Source organism: Pseudooceanicola sp. NS-SX9 (assembly GCF_057380705.1).
Genome location: NZ_CM170818.1, coordinates 2,825,866 through 2,843,078, shown reverse-complemented (window position 1 = coordinate 2,843,078; position 17,213 = coordinate 2,825,866). Strand labels below are relative to the sequence as shown.

17 protein-coding genes are annotated in these 17,213 nt (G+C 66.1%); 10 read left to right on the top strand and 7 right to left on the bottom strand.

Features of this window, described 5'->3' with window-relative positions; all coding sequences use genetic code 11:
* The first annotated feature begins 171 nt into the window (after positions 1 to 171).
* Positions 172 to 2,457 carry an adenosylcobalamin-dependent ribonucleoside-diphosphate reductase gene (locus AC2ITM_RS13460; protein ID WP_486467144.1) on the top strand — a complete coding sequence of 762 codons (2,286 nt, stop codon included), beginning with the start codon at positions 172 to 174 and terminating at the stop codon, positions 2,455 to 2,457.
* Positions 2,458 to 2,829: 372 nt separating this feature from the next.
* On the opposite strand, the gene AC2ITM_RS13455 is transcribed toward AC2ITM_RS13460, so the two are convergent.
* The 6 genes from AC2ITM_RS13455 to AC2ITM_RS13430 form a co-directional block, all read right to left on the bottom strand.
* On the bottom strand, positions 2,830 to 3,141 hold the full coding sequence (locus tag AC2ITM_RS13455) for a hypothetical protein (RefSeq protein ID WP_486467143.1): 312 nt from the start codon (positions 3,139 to 3,141) through the stop codon (positions 2,830 to 2,832).
* Between the two features lie 206 nt (positions 3,142 to 3,347).
* Entirely contained in the window at positions 3,348 to 4,355 is a 1,008-nt protein-coding gene (locus tag AC2ITM_RS13450; RefSeq protein ID WP_486467142.1) for a branched-chain amino acid ABC transporter permease, read from the bottom strand.
* 1 nt (position 4,356) lies between these two features.
* Positions 4,357 to 5,223 carry a branched-chain amino acid ABC transporter permease gene (locus AC2ITM_RS13445; RefSeq protein ID WP_486467141.1) on the bottom strand — a complete coding sequence of 289 codons (867 nt, stop codon included), beginning with the start codon at positions 5,221 to 5,223 and terminating at the stop codon, positions 4,357 to 4,359.
* Positions 5,223 to 5,933 (bottom strand): ABC transporter ATP-binding protein, encoded by a 711-nt coding sequence (locus AC2ITM_RS13440; RefSeq protein ID WP_486467140.1) that lies wholly within the window; start codon positions 5,931 to 5,933, stop codon positions 5,223 to 5,225. The genes AC2ITM_RS13445 and AC2ITM_RS13440 overlap by 1 nt, the downstream gene beginning before the upstream one ends.
* A 54-nt stretch (positions 5,934 to 5,987) precedes the next feature.
* Positions 5,988 to 6,722, bottom strand: a complete 735-nt coding sequence (locus tag AC2ITM_RS13435) for an ABC transporter ATP-binding protein (RefSeq protein ID WP_486467139.1) — start codon at positions 6,720 to 6,722, stop codon at positions 5,988 to 5,990.
* Positions 6,723 to 6,783: 61 nt separating this feature from the next.
* Positions 6,784 to 8,052, bottom strand: coding sequence for an ABC transporter substrate-binding protein (locus AC2ITM_RS13430; RefSeq protein ID WP_486467138.1), 1,269 nt, complete (start codon positions 8,050 to 8,052; stop codon positions 6,784 to 6,786).
* A gap of 267 nt (positions 8,053 to 8,319) precedes the next feature.
* Here AC2ITM_RS13430 and AC2ITM_RS13425 point away from each other — a divergent pair, with 267 nt between their 5' ends.
* The 9 genes from AC2ITM_RS13425 (at position 8,320) to glnT (ending at position 16,195) form a co-directional block, all read left to right on the top strand.
* Positions 8,320 to 9,081, top strand: coding sequence for an IclR family transcriptional regulator (locus tag AC2ITM_RS13425; protein WP_486467137.1), 762 nt, complete (start codon positions 8,320 to 8,322; stop codon positions 9,079 to 9,081).
* Positions 9,082 to 9,243: 162 nt separating this feature from the next.
* Positions 9,244 to 9,684, top strand: a complete 441-nt coding sequence (locus AC2ITM_RS13420; RefSeq protein ID WP_486467136.1) for a hypothetical protein — start codon at positions 9,244 to 9,246, stop codon at positions 9,682 to 9,684.
* 37 nt (positions 9,685 to 9,721) lie between these two features.
* A complete protein-coding gene (hpaH, locus tag AC2ITM_RS13415; protein WP_486467135.1) occupies positions 9,722 to 10,504 on the top strand; it encodes a 2-oxo-hept-4-ene-1,7-dioate hydratase in 783 nt (260 codons plus the stop codon).
* A 9-nt stretch (positions 10,505 to 10,513) separates the two neighbouring features.
* A complete protein-coding gene (locus AC2ITM_RS13410) occupies positions 10,514 to 11,269 on the top strand; it encodes an HpcH/HpaI aldolase family protein (protein ID WP_486467134.1) in 756 nt (251 codons plus the stop codon).
* A 2-nt stretch (positions 11,270 to 11,271) separates the two neighbouring features.
* Complete coding sequence (locus AC2ITM_RS13405; RefSeq protein ID WP_486467133.1) at positions 11,272 to 11,661, top strand: tautomerase family protein; 390 nt, start codon at positions 11,272 to 11,274, stop codon at positions 11,659 to 11,661.
* 182 nt (positions 11,662 to 11,843) lie between these two features.
* A complete protein-coding gene (locus AC2ITM_RS13400; RefSeq protein WP_486467132.1) occupies positions 11,844 to 12,731 on the top strand; it encodes a class II glutamine amidotransferase in 888 nt (295 codons plus the stop codon).
* Positions 12,732 to 12,734: 3 nt separating this feature from the next.
* Positions 12,735 to 13,418, top strand: a complete 684-nt coding sequence (locus AC2ITM_RS13395) for a protein GlxC (RefSeq protein WP_486467131.1) — start codon at positions 12,735 to 12,737, stop codon at positions 13,416 to 13,418.
* Positions 13,419 to 13,428: 10 nt separating this feature from the next.
* Complete coding sequence (locus AC2ITM_RS13390) at positions 13,429 to 14,751, top strand: FMN-binding glutamate synthase family protein (RefSeq protein WP_486467130.1); 1,323 nt, start codon at positions 13,429 to 13,431, stop codon at positions 14,749 to 14,751.
* A gap of 139 nt (positions 14,752 to 14,890) precedes the next feature.
* Complete coding sequence (glnT, locus tag AC2ITM_RS13385) at positions 14,891 to 16,195, top strand: type III glutamate--ammonia ligase (RefSeq protein WP_486467129.1); 1,305 nt, start codon at positions 14,891 to 14,893, stop codon at positions 16,193 to 16,195.
* A gap of 66 nt (positions 16,196 to 16,261) precedes the next feature.
* On the opposite strand, the gene AC2ITM_RS13380 is transcribed toward glnT, so the two are convergent.
* Positions 16,262 to 17,209, bottom strand: coding sequence for a GlxA family transcriptional regulator (locus AC2ITM_RS13380; RefSeq protein ID WP_486467128.1), 948 nt, complete (start codon positions 17,207 to 17,209; stop codon positions 16,262 to 16,264).
* Positions 17,210 to 17,213 lie beyond the last annotated feature (4 nt).

Here is a 17,213-nt window from a genome sequence, read left to right as displayed (position 1 = left end):
ACGTCGATTACATCAATCTGGCAAGGGGGTAAATGCACTAGAGGCGGTATATGTAGTCTTGTGGGGCGCTATATCTTGCGATAATCAGATAGTCCGAACCGGGGCATCTGCAACCCGGCCGGCTGTTGAAAATCACGCTCTACCAGTCACTTCACGTTCAGGGAATCTGCCATGACCCGCTTTGCTGCCCCCATCGCCGAACAGGTTTGGGACATGAAATATCGTCTCAAGGAGGCAGACGGAACGCCGATCGATCGCACGGTCGAGGACAGCTGGCGGCGCATTGCCCGTGCCCTGGCCGCGGTCGAGCAGGATCCCGCCACCTGGGAAAAGAAATTCTACGGTGCGCTGGAGGATTTCAAGTTCCTGCCCGCCGGCCGGATCACCGCAGGCGCCGGCACCGCGCGCCGCGTGACCCTGTTCAACTGCTTCGTCATGGGCACCGTGCCGGATTCCATGTCGGGCATCTTCGACATGCTGAAAGAGGCCGCGCTGACCATGCAGCAGGGCGGCGGCATCGGCTATGACTTCAGCACCATCCGGCCGCGGGGCGCCGATGTGAAGGGCGTGGCGGCGGATGCCTCGGGCCCGCTGTCGTTCATGGATGTCTGGGACGCGATGTGCCGCACGATCATGTCGGCAGGCTCGCGCCGCGGTGCGATGATGGCCACCATGCGCTGCGACCACCCGGATGTGGAGCAGTTCATCGAGGCCAAGCGCGATCCCGCCCGCCTGCGGATGTTCAACATGTCCGTCCTCGTCACCGACCCGTTCATGGAAGCGGTCAAGGCAGATGCCTCGTGGGATCTGGTGTTCGACGGCAAGGTCTACCACACCGTGCAGGCGCGCGACCTGTGGAACAAGATCATGCAGGCGACCTATGATTACGCCGAGCCGGGCGTGATCTTCATCGACCGCATCAACAAGGCCAACAACCTGAACTACTGCGAGACCATCGCGGCGACCAACCCCTGCGGCGAGCAGCCCCTGCCGCCCTATGGCGCCTGCCTGCTGGGCTCGATCAACCTGGCGCGTCTGGTCGCCAAGCCCTTCACCAAGGGCGCGACGCTGGACGTGAAGGCCCTGGACGAGCTGGTCCGCATGGCCGTGCGCATGATGGACAACACCGTCGATGCCTCGAACTTCCCGCTGGAGGCCCAGGCGCGCGAGGCCGAGGCCAAGCGCCGCATCGGTCTGGGCGTCACCGGTCTGGCCGACGCGCTGCTGATGGTCGGCCTGCGCTACGGCTCGGATGAAGCTGCTGCGAAGACCGAGGAATGGCTGCGCGCCATCGCCCGGGCTTCCTACCTGGCCTCCGTCGATCTGGCGAAGGAGAAGGGTGCCTTCCCGCTGTTTGACAAGGACGCCTACCTGGCCTCCGGCACCATGCAGATGATGGACGAGGATGTGCGCCAGGCAGTGGCCGAGCACGGCATCCGCAACGCCCTGCTGACCTCGATCGCGCCGACCGGCACGATCTCGCTTTACGCCGGCAACGTCTCGTCGGGGATCGAGCCCGTCTTCGCCTATGAATACACCCGCAAGGTGCTTCAGAAGGACGGATCGCGCACCGAAGAGAAGGTCGTCGATTACGCGGTGAAGCTGTGGAAGGATCTGAAGGGCGACGCGGCGCTGCCGGACTATTTCGTCAACGCCCAGACGCTGGCACCGCTCGATCACGTCAAGATGCAGGCGGCGGCGCAGAAATGGATCGACTCGAGCATCTCGAAGACCATCAACTGCCCCGAGGACATCGACTTCGAGTCCTTCAAGGATGTCTACATGCAGGCCTATGAAACGGGCTGCAAGGGCTGCACCACCTACCGCCCGAACGACATCACCGGTTCGGTCCTGTCGGTCGAGACCAAGAAGGAAGAGGAAAAGCCCGCCATGCCCGCCGAGGGTGGCGAGGTCGTCTACATGGCCGATCCGCTGGACCGTCCGCAGGCGCTGGAGGGCAACACCTACAAGCTGAAATGGCCCGACAGCGAGCACGCGATCTACATCACGATCAATGACATCGTGATCGGCGGCCACCGTCGCCCCTTCGAGGTCTTCATCAACTCGAAGAACATGGAGCATTACGCCTGGACCGTCGCGCTGACGCGGATGATCTCGGCCGTGTTCCGCCGTGGCGGCGACGTCTCCTTCGTGGTGGAAGAGCTGAAGGCGGTCTTCGATCCGCGCGGCGGCGCCTGGATCAAGGGCAAGTACATCCCCTCGATCCTGGCGGCGATCGGCGGCGTGATCGAGCGTCACCTGGTCGAGACCGGCTTCATGGAAAGCGAGGGGCTGGGCCTGAAGGAAGACCCAGCCGCGCAGGTCGTGGGCCTGGAAGGCGGCAGCAGCGTCGGCCAGAACCGCGGCAAGGCCTGCCCGAGCTGCGGCCAGTTCTCTCTGCAGATGGTCGAGGGCTGCATGACCTGCACCTCCTGCGGCCACTCGAAATGCGGCTGAGGATGGTGCGCGATAGATGTAGGCCCCACTAAAACTTGTCCATTTCCGGGGTAATTTGTCCATTCCGGCACAGGATTAATGACCATCGGCTGCGCTGCAGCCGGTGGTTTCTTTTTATATCAATGGCTTGCGAGACTGGCGGATTTGCGGCCTTTGATGCGCCGTGGCAGTGTTCCGTCCTGGTGGGCGCCGTTGACGGCTAGCGGCGCTTTCGGCATCCCTCAGGGCCAATCCGGCCGGGTTCTTTCCAACTTCCCCCTCGTGTAGAGCGTCTGCCCGAGGGCATGGCGCCATGCGCCTGAAAGGACCTCTATGACGAAGATCAAGTTCATCGATGACCGCTTCGCCGATGCCGACGAGAACGAGTTCGCCCTAAAGCGCCGCTTCGAGTGGCATCTGCGCAAGCTCCGTGCCCTTCATGACGGGGTGTCCCCAAAGGTTCCGGGAGACTTTGAGGATGAGTTGCGCTGGAACGAGGACCTCATCGCCGTGCCGCTCTCGGAAAAGGACCGCAACAAGGTGCTGCGCCGTGCGCGCCGGGTAATGGGCGCGCGTGCCAAGGCTTCCGGGCTCAGCCATCTCAGCGCGGATGACCGGCGCGCGCTCGAGGTGTTCCGCGGCGGGGCCGATCTGGTCGGCATTGGCAGCGAACACCGCGCTGATGAGATCGCCGCGGCCATTCATGCCGAGATGCCCTGGATGGCGGCCGCCACTGACTTCCTCTGGAAAGCGATGCGCCGTTCGGTGCGGGTGGGGGAGCCCGGATTCTGTCTGCCGCCCGTGCTGCTCGACGGCCCGCCGGGGATCGGCAAGAGCGTATGGTCACGCGAACTCGGGCGCCATCTCGGGGTGCCGCGGTGTGGCATCGAGGGACCCGCAGAGCAGGGCGATCAGTCCAGTCGGCGAGACACGGGGAAGATCGTCCAGCCGAAGCGGGCCTTGGCCGCGCCCCACAGGCCACGCTTGTCGATCAGCATGACCGCGATCGCCAGCGCCCCCATCAGCATCAGGTACCAGGCGCCCCAGTCGGCCGCGACCTGGCGCAGGGCAAAGAAGACGATGGTGCCCAGGATCGGCCCTTCGATTGTGCCGATGCCGCCGATGACCACGATGAAGATCACGAAGGCGGTCCAGTCGTTCAGGCTGAAGGCCGCGTCGGGGGTGATCCGCAGCTTTTGCAGGAAGACGAAGGATCCGGCCAGGGCGGTGATGGCGGCGGTGGCGATGTAGATCAGGAACTTGACCCGGCGGGTGTTGACGCCCAGCGTCTCGGCGGCGGTTTCGCTGTCGCGGATGGCGGTCAGCGCCAGGCCCCAGCGGGACCGCAGCAGCCCCCAGACGAACAGCACCGATCCCACCGCGATGGCGAAGGCGATGTAGTACATCACCATCTCGCGGCCTTCGCGGCTTTCAGCCAGCGAGCGCGCCACCGACACCGGCAGAGAGATCCCCGAGCCGCCGCCAAGCGCGCCGACCTGGGCGGCAACCAGGCGGAAGACCTCGGCGATGACCCAGGTGCCGATGGCGAAATAGGCGCCGTTCAGGCGAAAGGCGATCCAGCCGGTGGGCAGGGCGATCAGTCCGGTCATCACCGCAGCCCCCACCATCGCGGCCCAGACCGGCAGCCCGGTAAAGATCGCCAGCGCAAAGAAGATATAGCCGCCCAGACCCACGAAGGCCTGCTGACCCACTGAAACCAGCCCGGTATAGCCCGCCAGCAAGTTCCACATCTGCGCCAGCGCCAGATAGCTGAGCGCCTCCATCAGCAGGCGCAGGTCGGCGCGGCCGGCCCACCAGGGGGCCAGTGCCAGCCCCGCCACCACCAGCAGGATCAGCAGGGACACGGCATATCGCCCCAGCGGCATCGGATCGGTTTTGTGCAGCGTCGTGTCGGACATGTCAGTGGCTCACTTTCGGCATGAGGCCCGTAGGCCGGAAGATGAGGATCAGCAGGAAGGCCAGGTGCCCGGCCAGGATCTGGTAGCCCGCGTCGATCTGGGCGCCCATGGTCTGGGCGACGCCCAGGATGATGCCGCCCAGAAGCGTGCCCCACAGGTTGCCAAGACCGCCGATGATCACCGCCTCGAAGGCAAAGAGCAGCCGCGAGGGACCGGCAGAGGGATCGAAGTTGGTCTTCATCGCCAGCCAGATCCCGGCGATCCCCACCACCAGCGAGGCCAGCGCCGTGGCGATGGCAAAGGTATGGGCGCGGTTGCCGCCCATCAGGGGCACCATCTCGGGGTCGTCGGAGGTGGCGCGCAGCATCCGCCCCAGCGAGGTGTTGTAGAACACCCATTGCAGCACCGCGATCACCGCCACGGCCGTGCCGAACATCGCCAGCGGCAGCAGCCCGATCGCCAGTTCCTGACCCAGCGGCAGCGACGTCGTCTCGAGCCAGCCGGTCTGCAGCTTCTGGCTGTCGGCCGAGAACATCTCCAGCAGGGCGTTCTGGATGATGATCGACATGCCGAAGGTCACCAGGATCGGCGGCAGGATGTCCTTGCCCAGCACCCGGTTCAGCAGGAAGCGCTGGTTCAGATAGCCCGCGCAGGCCATCAGCAGGATCACCAGAACGACGCCCACCAGCGGCGGCAGGCCCCAGCTGACGACAAAGAACAGGATGGCATAGGCGCCCACCACGATGAAGTCGCCATGGGCGATGTTGACAAAGCGCATCACCCCGAACATCAGGCTGAGCCCGGCCGCGAACAGCGCGTAAAGCCCGCCCAGCAGGATGCCCTGCATCAGTGCGTTGATCCAGTCCATCAGGCGGCCTCCCCCATGCCGAAATAGGCTTCCGCGATCTGCGCCCGGGTCAGGCTTTGCGGTGTGCCTTCAAGGGTCACGCGACCCTCCATGAAACAGTACAGACGGTCCGAGACGGCCATTGCCTTGCTGACATCCTGTTCGACCACCAGGATGGCGGTGCCCTGATCGCGGATCAGCGGCACGGCCTCGTAGATGTGCTTGATGATCTTGGGCGCGAGCCCCAGGCTGATCTCGTCGCACAGAAGCAGCGCGGGGTTCGACATCAGCGCCCGGCCGATCGCCACCATCTGCTGCTGGCCCCCCGACAGCGCGGTGCCGGGGTTCTTCTTCTTGGCCAGCAGATCGGGGAACAGGTCATAGACCTTCTGCAGGCTCCACGGCCCCTTGCGCCCGCCGGATGCCCCGATCAGCAGGTTTTCCTCGACCGAGAGCGAGGGGAACAGGCGGCGGCCTTCCGGCACCATGGCCAGCCCCGCCTTGTGGATGCGTTCGGGCGACCATCCGGCGATGTTCTGCCCGGCGAATTCGATGGTCTGGCCGGGGGTCGGGCGCAGCCCGGTCAGGGCGCGCAGGAAGGTCGACTTGCCGGCGCCGTTGGCCCCGATGATGGCGACCGTCTCGCCTTCGTTCATGGTCATGTCGACGCCGAACAGCGCCTGGAAATCCCCGTAATGGGCGGTCAGCCCACGGGTCTGCAAGATCGGCATGATGCCTCCTCCCTGCGGGTTTGGGACGGCCTCCTCCTGGCCGGCCATGGGTGTTCAGGCGGCCTGTTCCTCGACCGAGAGGCCCATGTAGATCTCCTGGACCATGGGATCTGCCATGACGGCGCGGGGCTCGCCCTGGGCGACGATCTTGCCGAAGTCGATCACGATCAGCCGCGACACCACCGCCAGCAGTGCGTGCACGATATGCTCGATCCAGATGATCGAGGTGCCCGCGGCATGGATCCCCTGGATCGTCTCGACCAGCTCGTGGCACTCGGCCTCGGTCAGGCCGCCGGCGATCTCGTCCAGCAGCAGCAGGCGGGGGCCGGTGGCCAGCGCCCGCGACAGCTCCAGCCGCTTGCGTTCCAGCAGGGTCAGCGACCCGGCGGGCTTGTTGGCCTTGGGCAGAAGCCCCGTGCGCTTAAGGATGTCGCGGCAGGCGTCGCGCTTGTCGTCAAAGCCCGCGTTGCCGAAGGACGCGGCGGTCAGCAGGTTCTCGAACACCGTCATGCCGACGAAGGGATGCGGGATCTGGAAACTGCGGGCGATGCCGGCGCGGCAGCGTTCCGAGGCGGGCCGCGGCGTCACGTCCTGGCCGTCGAAGGTCACCGTCCCCGCCGAGGGTTTCAGCCCGCCGCCGATCAGGTTGAACAGCGTCGATTTCCCGGCGCCGTTCGGGCCGATGATGCCAAGCGCCTCTCCCGGCGCCAGGTCGAAGGTGATGTCGTCCGACACCTTGAGGGCGCCGAAGCTTTTCGACACGCCGTTCAGGCTGAGCAGTGGTTGCATGGGGTCTCCTCCCGGGGGGCCGGGGCAGGGGCATCCGCCCCGGCACGCCATGTGGCGGTGATCAGGCGATGGGCTTGAGCGTTCCGGTCGTCGGGATCGCCGGCGTATGGCTGTTGGTGACGATCTGAAGGGTCATCTTGTCGCCCTCCTTCTGCCACTGGCCACCCGCAAGCGGGGTCTTGGAGATGTTCGGCACCGGCCCGGTGGCAAAGTTGACCTTGCCCATGACGGTTTCGAGGTTCGTGGCCTTGATGGCGGCCGCGATGGTGTCGGGATCGTCCAGGTCCTCGGCACGCTTGAGGACGTCGGTGACGACCTCGAACAGCGAATGCTTGGCGCCCAGCGGCATGGTCCACTGCTTGCCGGTGGCCTTTTCATAGGCCTCGGCCAGTTCGGTGCAGCTTTGGCCGTTGAAGGACGACTTGTAGGGGAAGGCCTTGTGCCACCAGACCTCGACCGAGAGGCCATCGGCGCGATCCCCGAGCGAGGCCACCGCCTGCGGCATCTCGGTCGCCTTGGCGACGTTGACGACCTTGGGGTTGAAGCCCTGCTGCGCGGCCTGGGTCCAGAAGGTGGTGAAGTCGGGCGGGATCATCACGCCCGAGACCACCTCGACCCCCGCCTTCTTGAAGGCCGAGATCTGCGCCGAGAAATCGTCGGTCATGTTCTGGTAGCGGCCCGGATCGACCAGCGTGTAGCCGGCCTTGGCCATGTCGGCGGGAAAGCCCAGCTCTGGGTCGGACCAGCCGTTGCCGTCGCTGTCGTTGGGCCACAGCGCCCCCACGACCTTGTTGTTGGGCACGCCGTCCCACAGCGACATGAAGACCTGGATGACGTCTTCGAGGCCCCAGAAGAAGTGGTAGGTGTAATCGAAGCCGGTCTTGGGGTTGCCCTGGCGGCCAAAGAAATGCGCCTGCCAGGGGGTGTCGTTGGTCACGCAGGGCACGCCGTTCAGCTCGGCCTGGTCGGCGACGGGGTTGGTGGTGTCGGGCGTCGAGGAGGCGCAGATGATGTCGACCTCGTCCTGGAAGATCAGCTCCTGCGCGACGGCCGAGGCGCGGTTCGAGGACGACTGGCTGTCCTTGATGATGAATTCGACCGGGTGCTTGGTGCCGCCGATGTCCAGCCCGTCCTTCAGCGCCGCGCGGTACTGGTCCAGCACGAAGCCATCGGGTTCGCCGAAGATGGCCAGCGGCCCAGTCTGCGGCGACACGAAGCCGATCTTGATGGGCCGCGCCTTGGCATAGGCGGGCAGGGCGAACTGGCTGGCAGCGGCGGCGGCCACACCGGACATGGCGGCAGACTTCAACAGACGGCGTCTGGTGATCATGGTGATCCTCCCTGGGCGGCCCGACCGTTCTCCTGCAGGGCCGGGGTCCTCCTTCCCGGGATCCTGCCGCTCCGCGTTTGACAGCGAAGGGGAGAGGCCGCAATTTCAAGATGTATCGTTCAGCAATACACTATACCGAAAATGCAGATCAGATGATGAGCTGTCAATACAGATTTTGCAGGCCCCTCTGGCTTGCTTGCGTCCGAAGGGGCGGGGGGGTAGCTGATGCACAGCATGGAAGTGACTGAGATCAGGGGGAAACCGCAGGTGACCGAGAAGGGCCGCGCAAGCGACGGGCAATCCATTTCGCGGGCCGTGGCAGTGCTGCGGGCGGTGGGCGATCATCCGGGCTCAAGCCTTGGAGAGATCGCGAAAATCACCGGACTGGCGCGCTCGACGGTGCAGCGTCTGGTGGGGGCGCTGAACAACGAGGGGTTGCTGACCAAGAACTTCGGCCACCAGGGTGTTTTCCTGGGGATGGAACTGGCCCGGCTGGGGGCGCGGGTGAACATCGACGTGCGCGCCCTGCTGCGCCCCCTGATGGAAGAGCTGCACGCCCGAATCGGTGACAATATCGACCTGACCACCATGGAATCAGGCCGTGTCGTGGTGATCGAACAGCTGGCCTCGCACGAGGGAATCAGGGTTATTTCCTACGTCGGCCGCAATCATCCGATGCATTGCACCGCCAACGGCAAGGCGCATCTGGCGCAGCTTCCGCGCGACGAGGCGCTGGCCTGCCTGGCCGCCGAAGGCATGGAGGCCTACACCCCCCGTACCATCACCGACCCCGAACGCCTGCTGGCCCAGGTCGCGGCCTTCCGGGAAATCGGCCTGTACATAGATCGCGAGGAATTCTCGGAGGATGCCTGCGCGATGGCCACCACTCTGCCGTCGGTTGCGGGCATGTGCCTGGGGGTGGGAATCGCCATGCCCCGGTTCCGATTCGAACGCCGCGAGGAAGAGGTCAAGACCGCCCTGCTGGAGTTCCGCCGCACCGTCCAGGAGCGGTTCGGCGCCTCGATCTGAGGCGCCCCCCCACCCATCCGCATATTTTTGTCCGGACCGCACCGCTGAAAAGCGCGCTTGACAGGTCGATTTGCATTCCGCATTTTGTAATACAGTGTACTGCATTGCGGTACACCGGCCGTTGAGGAGCGGCCGGAGGCGGATCACCAAAGGGAGGACACCATGCTGATCACCGCTAAGATTTTGCTGACCATTGCGACCCTGGGCTACAGCGCCATTCCGCTGGCCTTCGATTCCAACAAGACCCACTGGTTCAACGAAAGCTGGACCCGTCACGCGCGGTTCCACTGCGTCTGGCAGGTGATGTCCTATGTCTACATCGCCCTGCTGTCGCTGTTCCTGATCTGGACCGCGACCGACGAGAGCTGGAAGCTCTGGGTGCCCGCGATCCTGTCGCTGTGCGCCTATGGCGGCTTCTGGACCGCCGTTGCGCTGCGCCACAAGCTGGGCCTGAACCTGGTGGACGAAGTGAACGGCGTGCCGCCCTTCATGCTGCCGGTGCTGGGCCAGTGCGATGCCAACCTGACCCTGTTCACCACGGCCGTGCTGCTTCTTGGCTCGGGCTCGGTGGTGCTGGCGCTGGCGACGTTCCCGGCCGTCTGACGACGGCTGGCATTCCCCGGCAATCCAAGGAAAGACCATGCTGAACGAAGAACACAGACAGGCCGCCGCGCAGGCGATCCTGGACGCCGAGACGTCGCTGACGCCCTGCGTCCAGCTGTCGAAGCAGTACCCCGAGATGGAGCTGGAGGACGCCTATGCCGTCCAGCGCATCTGGGCCGATGCCCGCATCGCCAGGGGCGCCAAGATCATCGGCCGCAAGATCGGTCTGACCAGCCGGGCCATGCAGATGGCCTCGAAGATGACCGAACCCGATTACGGCGTGATGCTGGACGACAGCCTGTATCGGGACGGCGCCCGCATTCCGGCGGCCCGGTTCATCAAACCGCGCCTTGAGGTCGAGCTGGCCTTCGTGATGGGCGAGGATCTGAAGGGCGCGGGCTGCCAGCTGCATGACGTGCTGCGGGCGACCGAATTCGTCACCCCCGCGCTGGAGGTCATCGACTACCGCACCGAGGTGCCGCGCGCCATCGTCGACACCATCGCCGACAACGCGGCCTACGGGGCGATCGTGCTGGGCGGACGCATCGTGCGGCCCTTCGACATCGACCTGCGCTGGCAGAGCGCGACCCTGTCGAAGAACGGCACGATCGAGGAATCGGGCGTGTCGGCGGCGATCATGGGCCATCCGGCCGCGGGCGTGGCCTGGCTGGTCAACAAGCTGGCGGCGCTGGATGACGGCCTGAAGAAGGGCGACATCGTGCTGGGGGGCTCGTTCACGCGCCCCGTCGACATCGCCGCGGGCGACGTGATCTTTGCCGATTACGGTCCCCTCGGCGCCATCAACTGCAGCTTCTCGTAAGGGGGCATCATGGCTGACCTTCCCAAGAACGCCTTCAAGGCGGCGCTGGCCGAACGCCAGGTCGTGCGCGGCATCTGGTGCACCCTGCGCGATCCCCTCGCGGCCGAGATGCTGGCCACCTGCGGGTTCGACTGGATGATGTTCGACACCGAACATTCGCCCATCGACGCGGGCATGGCGGTGTCGCTGCTGCAGGCCATCGCGCCCTATCCGGTCTCGGGCATCGTGCGCCCCTCGTGCCTGAATGCGGCCGAGATCAAGAAGCTGCTGGACCTGGGCGCCCAGACCCTGCTGGTGCCGATGGTCCAGGACGCCGAGCAGGCGGCCCTTGCCGTGGCCGCCGTCAGCTATCCGCCCGAGGGCATCCGCGGTGTCTCGGGGCTGACGCGCGCGACCCGCTTTGCCACCGTGCCGGGCTACCACAAGCGCGCCCGCGAAGAGATCTGCCTGATCATCCAGGTGGAATCGGTCGAGGCGCTCGGCAATATCGAAAGCATGGCGGCGGTGCCGGGGGTCGATGCGATCTTCGTGGGGCCGGCGGATCTGGCGGCCTCGCTGGGCTATGTGGGCGAACCCTCGCATCCCGAGGTGACGAAGGTGGTCCTGGACGCCATCCGCCGCATCACGGCCGCGGGGCTGCCCGCCGGCATCCTGACCACTGACAACGCGGTCTACGAACAGGCCATCGAGGCCGGTGCGGTCTTTGTCGCGCGCGACGTCGACATGGCGGCGATGCGCAAGGGCCTGTCGAAGGTCGGGGCGTAACCATGCCCCTTCTGCGCATCGACATGGTCGAGGGCCGCTCGGATGACGAGATCGCCCAGGTCCTCGACGTGCTGCACGGCTGTGTGCTGGCGGCCTTCGGTGTGCCCGAACGCGACCGCTTCCAGATCGTGACCGAGCACAAGCCCGGCCGCATGGTCCTGCAGGACGTGGGGCTGGGGATGGACCGCACCGAGCGTGTGATCGTCATCCAGATGACCACCACGCCGCGCCCGCTGGCCGCCCGCAAGGCCTTCTACCGGCTGGTGGTCGAACGTCTGGGCGAGGCCTGCGGCCAGCGCCCCGAGGACGTGATCATCAACCTGGTCACCGCCTCGGAAAGCGACTGGTCCTTTGGACGGGGGGAACCCCAGTTCCTGACCGGACAGCTCTGATCTCCTCAGCAGGGATGTCCGTCCGCACCGTTCCGCTGCCGCGGGACGGTGCTTTTTTATGCAGGTCGGATCGCACTGGAGGGAATCTTTTTCTCCCACGAAGAAATTTCTTTGGAGGAAAATTAATTTCCTGATACCTCGGGAGTCGAGGCGGCCTGGCCGCAAGACATCCGGAGGACACCATGTGTGGCATTGTGGGATTGTTCCTGAAGAATGACGAGCTGTCGCCGCGTCTGGGCGACATGCTGACCGACATGCTGATCACCATGACCGATCGCGGGCCCGACTCGGCCGGGATCGCGATCTATGGCGACAGCGCGGATGGCGTGAAGGTGACGGTGCAATCCGACACCCCCGCCACCGATTTCGCGGGCCTTGATGCGGCGCTGGCCGGGGTGCTGGGCGTGCCGGTGACGATGAAGGCCATCGACACCCATGCCGTGCTGACCGTGCCCGCCGATCAGGAAGCGGCCGCCGTTGCCGCGCTGGAAGCACGCGGCCTGCGCCTGATGGGTGTCGGCCAGCGGATGGAGATCTACAAGGAAACCGGCCTGCCCAAGGACGTGGCCGCCCGCTTTGGCATCCGCGCCATGGGCGGCACCCATGGCATCGGCCACACCCGCATGGCCACCGAAAGCGCCGTGACGACGCTGGGCGCGCACCCGTTCTCGACCGCCGATGACCAGTGCCTGGTGCACAACGGCTCGCTCTCGAACCACAACCAGATGCGGCGCGTGCTGGCCAAGGAAGGCTTCTTCACCCGCACCGAGAACGACACCGAAGTGGGCGCCACCTATATTTCCTCGCGCATTGCCAAGGGCGACACGCTGGGCGAGGCGCTGGAAGGCACGCTGAAGGATCTGGACGGCTTCTTCACCTTCGTCACCGGCACCCGGAACGGCTTTGGCGTGGTGCGCGATCCCATCGCCTGCAAGCCCGCCGTGCTGGCCGAAACCGACGACTACGTGGCCTTTGCCAGCGAATACCGCGCTTTCGCGGACCTGCCCGGCATCGAGGCCGCCCGCGTCTGGGAACCCGAACCCGCCACCGTCTATTTCTGGGAGCGCTGAGACATGCAGACCATCGACATGGCCAAGACCGAGCTGCGCGAGGTCAACCAGACCCTGCAGGCGGCCGCCAAGGGCCAGGCCAACGAGGAATACGTCATCGAGAACCCGCGCGGCAGCCATGCCATGGCCGTGGGTCTGGACGGCGCGCTGAGCGTGCGGGTCAAGGGCTCGACCGGCTATTACACCGCGGGCATGAACAAGCTGGCGACGATCACCGTCGAGGGCAGCGCCGGTCCGGGCGTGGCCGAGAACATGATGTCGGGCACCGTGGTGATCGAGGGCGACGCCAGCCAGTATGCGGGCGCCACCGGCCGGGGCGGTCTGCTGGTCATCAAGGGCAATGCCTCGTCGCGCTGCGGGATCTCGATGAAGGGGATCGACATCGTGGTGCATGGCAACATCGGCCACATGTCGGCCTTCATGGCGCAGCGCGGCAATCTGGTGGTGCTGGGCGACGCGGGCGATGCCCTTGGCGACAGCCTGTACGAGGCGAAGCTGTTTGTGCGCGGCTCGGTCAAGTCGCTGGGCGCCGACTGCGTCGAGAAGGAGATGCGCCCCGAGCATATCGAACTGCTGAAGGACCTGCTGGCCAAGGCCGGTGCCGACGCCAAGCCCGAAGAGTTCAAGCGCTACGGGTCGTCCCGCAAGCTCTACAATTTCAACATCGACCACGCAGACGAATACTGAGGGCAGGCAGATGGACAAGACACCCCGTACCGAACCGCGCCAGTCCTGGACCTTCTCGCGCGAGACCAACGCCGAGATCCGCCGCGCCGCCGAAACCGGCATCTACGACATCCGCGGCGGCGGTTCCAAGCGGCGGCTGCCGCATTTCGACGACCTGCTGTTCCTTGGCGCCTCGATGAGCCGCTACCCGCTGGAGGGTTACCGCGAGAAATGCGATACCTCGGTGGTTCTGGGCACCCGTTTCGCCAAGAAGCCGATTGAACTGAAGATCCCGATCACCATCGCGGGCATGTCCTTCGGCGCGCTCTCTGGCCCCGCCAAGGAGGCCCTTGGCCGTGGCGCGACGCTGGCGGGCACCTCGACCACTACCGGTGACGGCGGCATGACCGAGGAAGAGCGCGGCCATTCCGAAAAGCTGGTCTACCAGTACCTGCCCAGCCGTTACGGCATGAACCCAGACGACCTGCGCCGCGCCGATGCCATCGAAGTGGTGGTGGGGCAGGGCGCCAAGCCCGGTGGCGGCGGCATGCTGCTGGGCCAGAAGATCACCGAGCGCGTCGCCGGGATGCGCGACCTGCCGGTGGGGATCGACCAGCGCTCGGCCTGCCGTCACCCCGACTGGACCGGCCCCGATGACCTTGAGATCAAGATCCTCGAACTGCGCGAGATCACCAACTGGGAAAAGCCGATCTACATCAAGGTCGGCGGCGCGCGCCCCTATTACGACACCGCGCTGGCGGTGAAGGCGGGCGCCGACGTGGTGGTGATCGACGGGATGCAGGGCGGCACGGCTGCCACGCAGGATGTCTTCATCGAGAACGTCGGCCAGCCGACGCTGGCCTGCATCCGCCCTGCCGTTCAGGCGCTGCAGGATCTGGGGATGCACCGCAAGGTGCAGCTGGTGGTTTCGGGCGGGATCCGCAACGGCGCGGATGTGGCGAAGGCGCTGGCGCTTGGCGCCGATGCGGTCTCCATCGGCACGGCGGCCCTGGTTGCGCTTGGCGACAACGACCCCAAGTGGGAAGCCGAATACCAGAAGCTGGGCACCACCACCGGCGCCTATGACGACTGGCACGAGGGGCGGGACCCTGCGGGCATCACCACCCAGGATTCCGAGCTGATGAAGCGTTTCGACCCGATCGAGGGCGGCCGCCGTCTGCGCAACTACCTGAACGTGATGACGCTGGAATGCCAGACCCTGGCCCGCGCCTGCGGCAAAAGCCACGTCCACAACCTGGAACCCGAGGACCTTTGCGCGCTGACCATGGAGGCCGCGGCGATGACCCAGGTGCCGCTGGCGGGCACCAACTGGTGGCCGGGCAAGGGGTTCTGATCTGACGGGGCGGGGGGCAACCTCCGCCCCCTCCTGTCCGCGGGGCAGGGCGCATACCCGGGCGGATCGACCGCCCGCAGGAACAGACCCCGGGGCCACCGGCCTGCCGGGGCGCACAACAGGGAAAAGGACCAGAGGCATGACGGATCTCACCGCCTTCGCGAAGGAAAAGGGCGTCAAGTATTTCATGATCTCCTACACCGATCTGTTCGGTGGCCAGCGGGCGAAACTGGTGCCCGCCCAGGCCATCGCGGACATGGTGGAGGACGGCGCGGGCTTTGCGGGCTTCGCCACCCATCTCGACCTGACGCCGGCGCATCCGGACATGCTGGCGGTGCCGGATCCCTCGACGGTGATCCAGCTGCCCTGGAAGCCCGAGGTCGCCTGGGTCGCTGCCAACTGCGTCATGGACGGCGCCGAGGTCGAACAGGCCCCCCGCAACGTGCTGCGCCGCCTGGTGGCCGATGCCGCCGAGGCCGGCCTGCGCGTCAAGACCGGCATCGAGGCCGAATTCTTCCTGCTGACCCCCGAAGGCACGGAAATCTCGGACCCCTACGACACCGCGGCCAAGCCCTGCTACGATCAGCAGGCGGTGATGCGCCGCTATGACGTGATCGCGGAAATCTGCGACTACATGCTGGAACTGGGCTGGAACCCCTACCAGAACGACCACGAGGACGCGAATGGCCAGTTCGAGATGAACTGGGACTATGACGATGCGCTGGTCACCGCCGACCGCCATTCGTTCTTCAAGTTCATGGTCAAATCGGTCGCCGAAAAGCACGGCCTGCGCGCCACCTTCATGCCCAAGCCCATCGAGGGGCTGACCGGCAACGGCTGCCATGCGCATATCTCGGTCTGGGATGTCGTGGGCAAGACCAACGTCTTCGTCGACAAGTCGAAGGAACTGGGCCTGTCGGACCAGGGCCGCACCTTCTTGGGCGGCATCATGAAGCACGCCACCGCCATGGCGGCGCTGACCAACCCGACCGTCAACAGCTACAAGCGGATCAACGCACCGCGGACGATCTCGGGGGCGACCTGGGCGCCGAATTCGGTCACCTGGACCGGCAACAACCGCACCCACATGGTCCGCGTCCCGGGCCCCGGCCGGTTCGAGCTGCGCCTGCCCGACGGTGCCGCCAACCCCTATCTGCTGCAGGCGGTGATCATCGCGGCGGGCCTGTCGGGCGTGCGTTCGGCCGCCGATCCCGGCCCGCGCTACGACATCGACATGTATGCCGAAGGCCATACGGTCAAGAATGCGCCCAAGCTGCCGCTGAACATGCTGGACGCGATCCGTGCCCTGGATGCGGATGCCGAGCTGAAAACGATGCTGGGCGAGGGGTTCTCGGCCTCGTTCATCAAGATGAAGCGGCAGGAATGGAACAGTTTCGTGTCGCATTTCTCGAAATGGGAACGCGACCATACGCTCGATATCTGACGGGTGTTCCCGGATGCTGCGCTTCCTGACGGCATGCGGATCTGGGGGCCTTCTGGCCCCCTTTTTTCACGCCTCGGCCCGGCGGTCGGCGCGCGGGCTGATGCCGTGACGGCTGCGGTAGGCCTCGGAGAAATGCGCCTGGGTGGCAAAGCCCGTCATCTGCGCCACCTCCGACAGCGGCAGCCGGGCGCGGCGCACCAGATCGCGCGCCACATCCAGCCGCAGATGGCGGTAGACCTCGGCCACGGGGGCGGACAGGGCCTCGCGGAACAGGCGTTGCAACTGGCGCGGTGACAGCCCCGCCAGCGCCGCGATCTGATCGACCGACAGCGGATCGGCGACATGGGTCTCCATCAGCTCCAGCGCGGCCTGCACGGGCGGGGGCAGGGCGCCGTAGCGCGCGGCGGTGCTGCCCTGCTGGGGGGCATCGGCCAGGCGGACCTCGGTCTGGATGAACCAGTCGCTGATGGCGGCGGCAAAGCGGGCGCCGTGATCGCGGGCGATGATCGCGTGCATCATGTCGAGCGGCGCCGTGCCGCCCGCGCAGGTGTAGCGGTCGCGGTCGATGACAAACAGGCGCTGTTCCACCAGCGCGCCCGGGTCCTGCGCCCTCAGGTCGCCCACATGGTGCCAGTGCAGGGTAAAGCGCCGCCCCTCCAGCAGGCCCGCGCGCCACAGGATCGCCGCCCCGCCCGAAATCCCCCCCATCGCCGTGCCCCGGTCCGCCTGCCGGCGCAGCCACGCCAGCAGCCGCCCGTCGCGCACCGCCAGCGGATCGCCCCCCGCCACGACAAACACCATGTCCAGGTCCTGCGGTGCCTGCGCCAGCGGCAGGCTGTCGAAATGGCTGCCGGCCGAGGCCGCCACCGGCCCGCCGCCGGGTGTCAGGATCACCGTGTCATACAGCGTCCGGCCGGCGAACAGGTTGGCCGCGCGCAGGGGTTCCAGCGCGGCGGCGGTGGACATCAGGGCATAGCCCTCCAGCAGGACAAAGGCGAAACGGCGCTGTGACATGTTC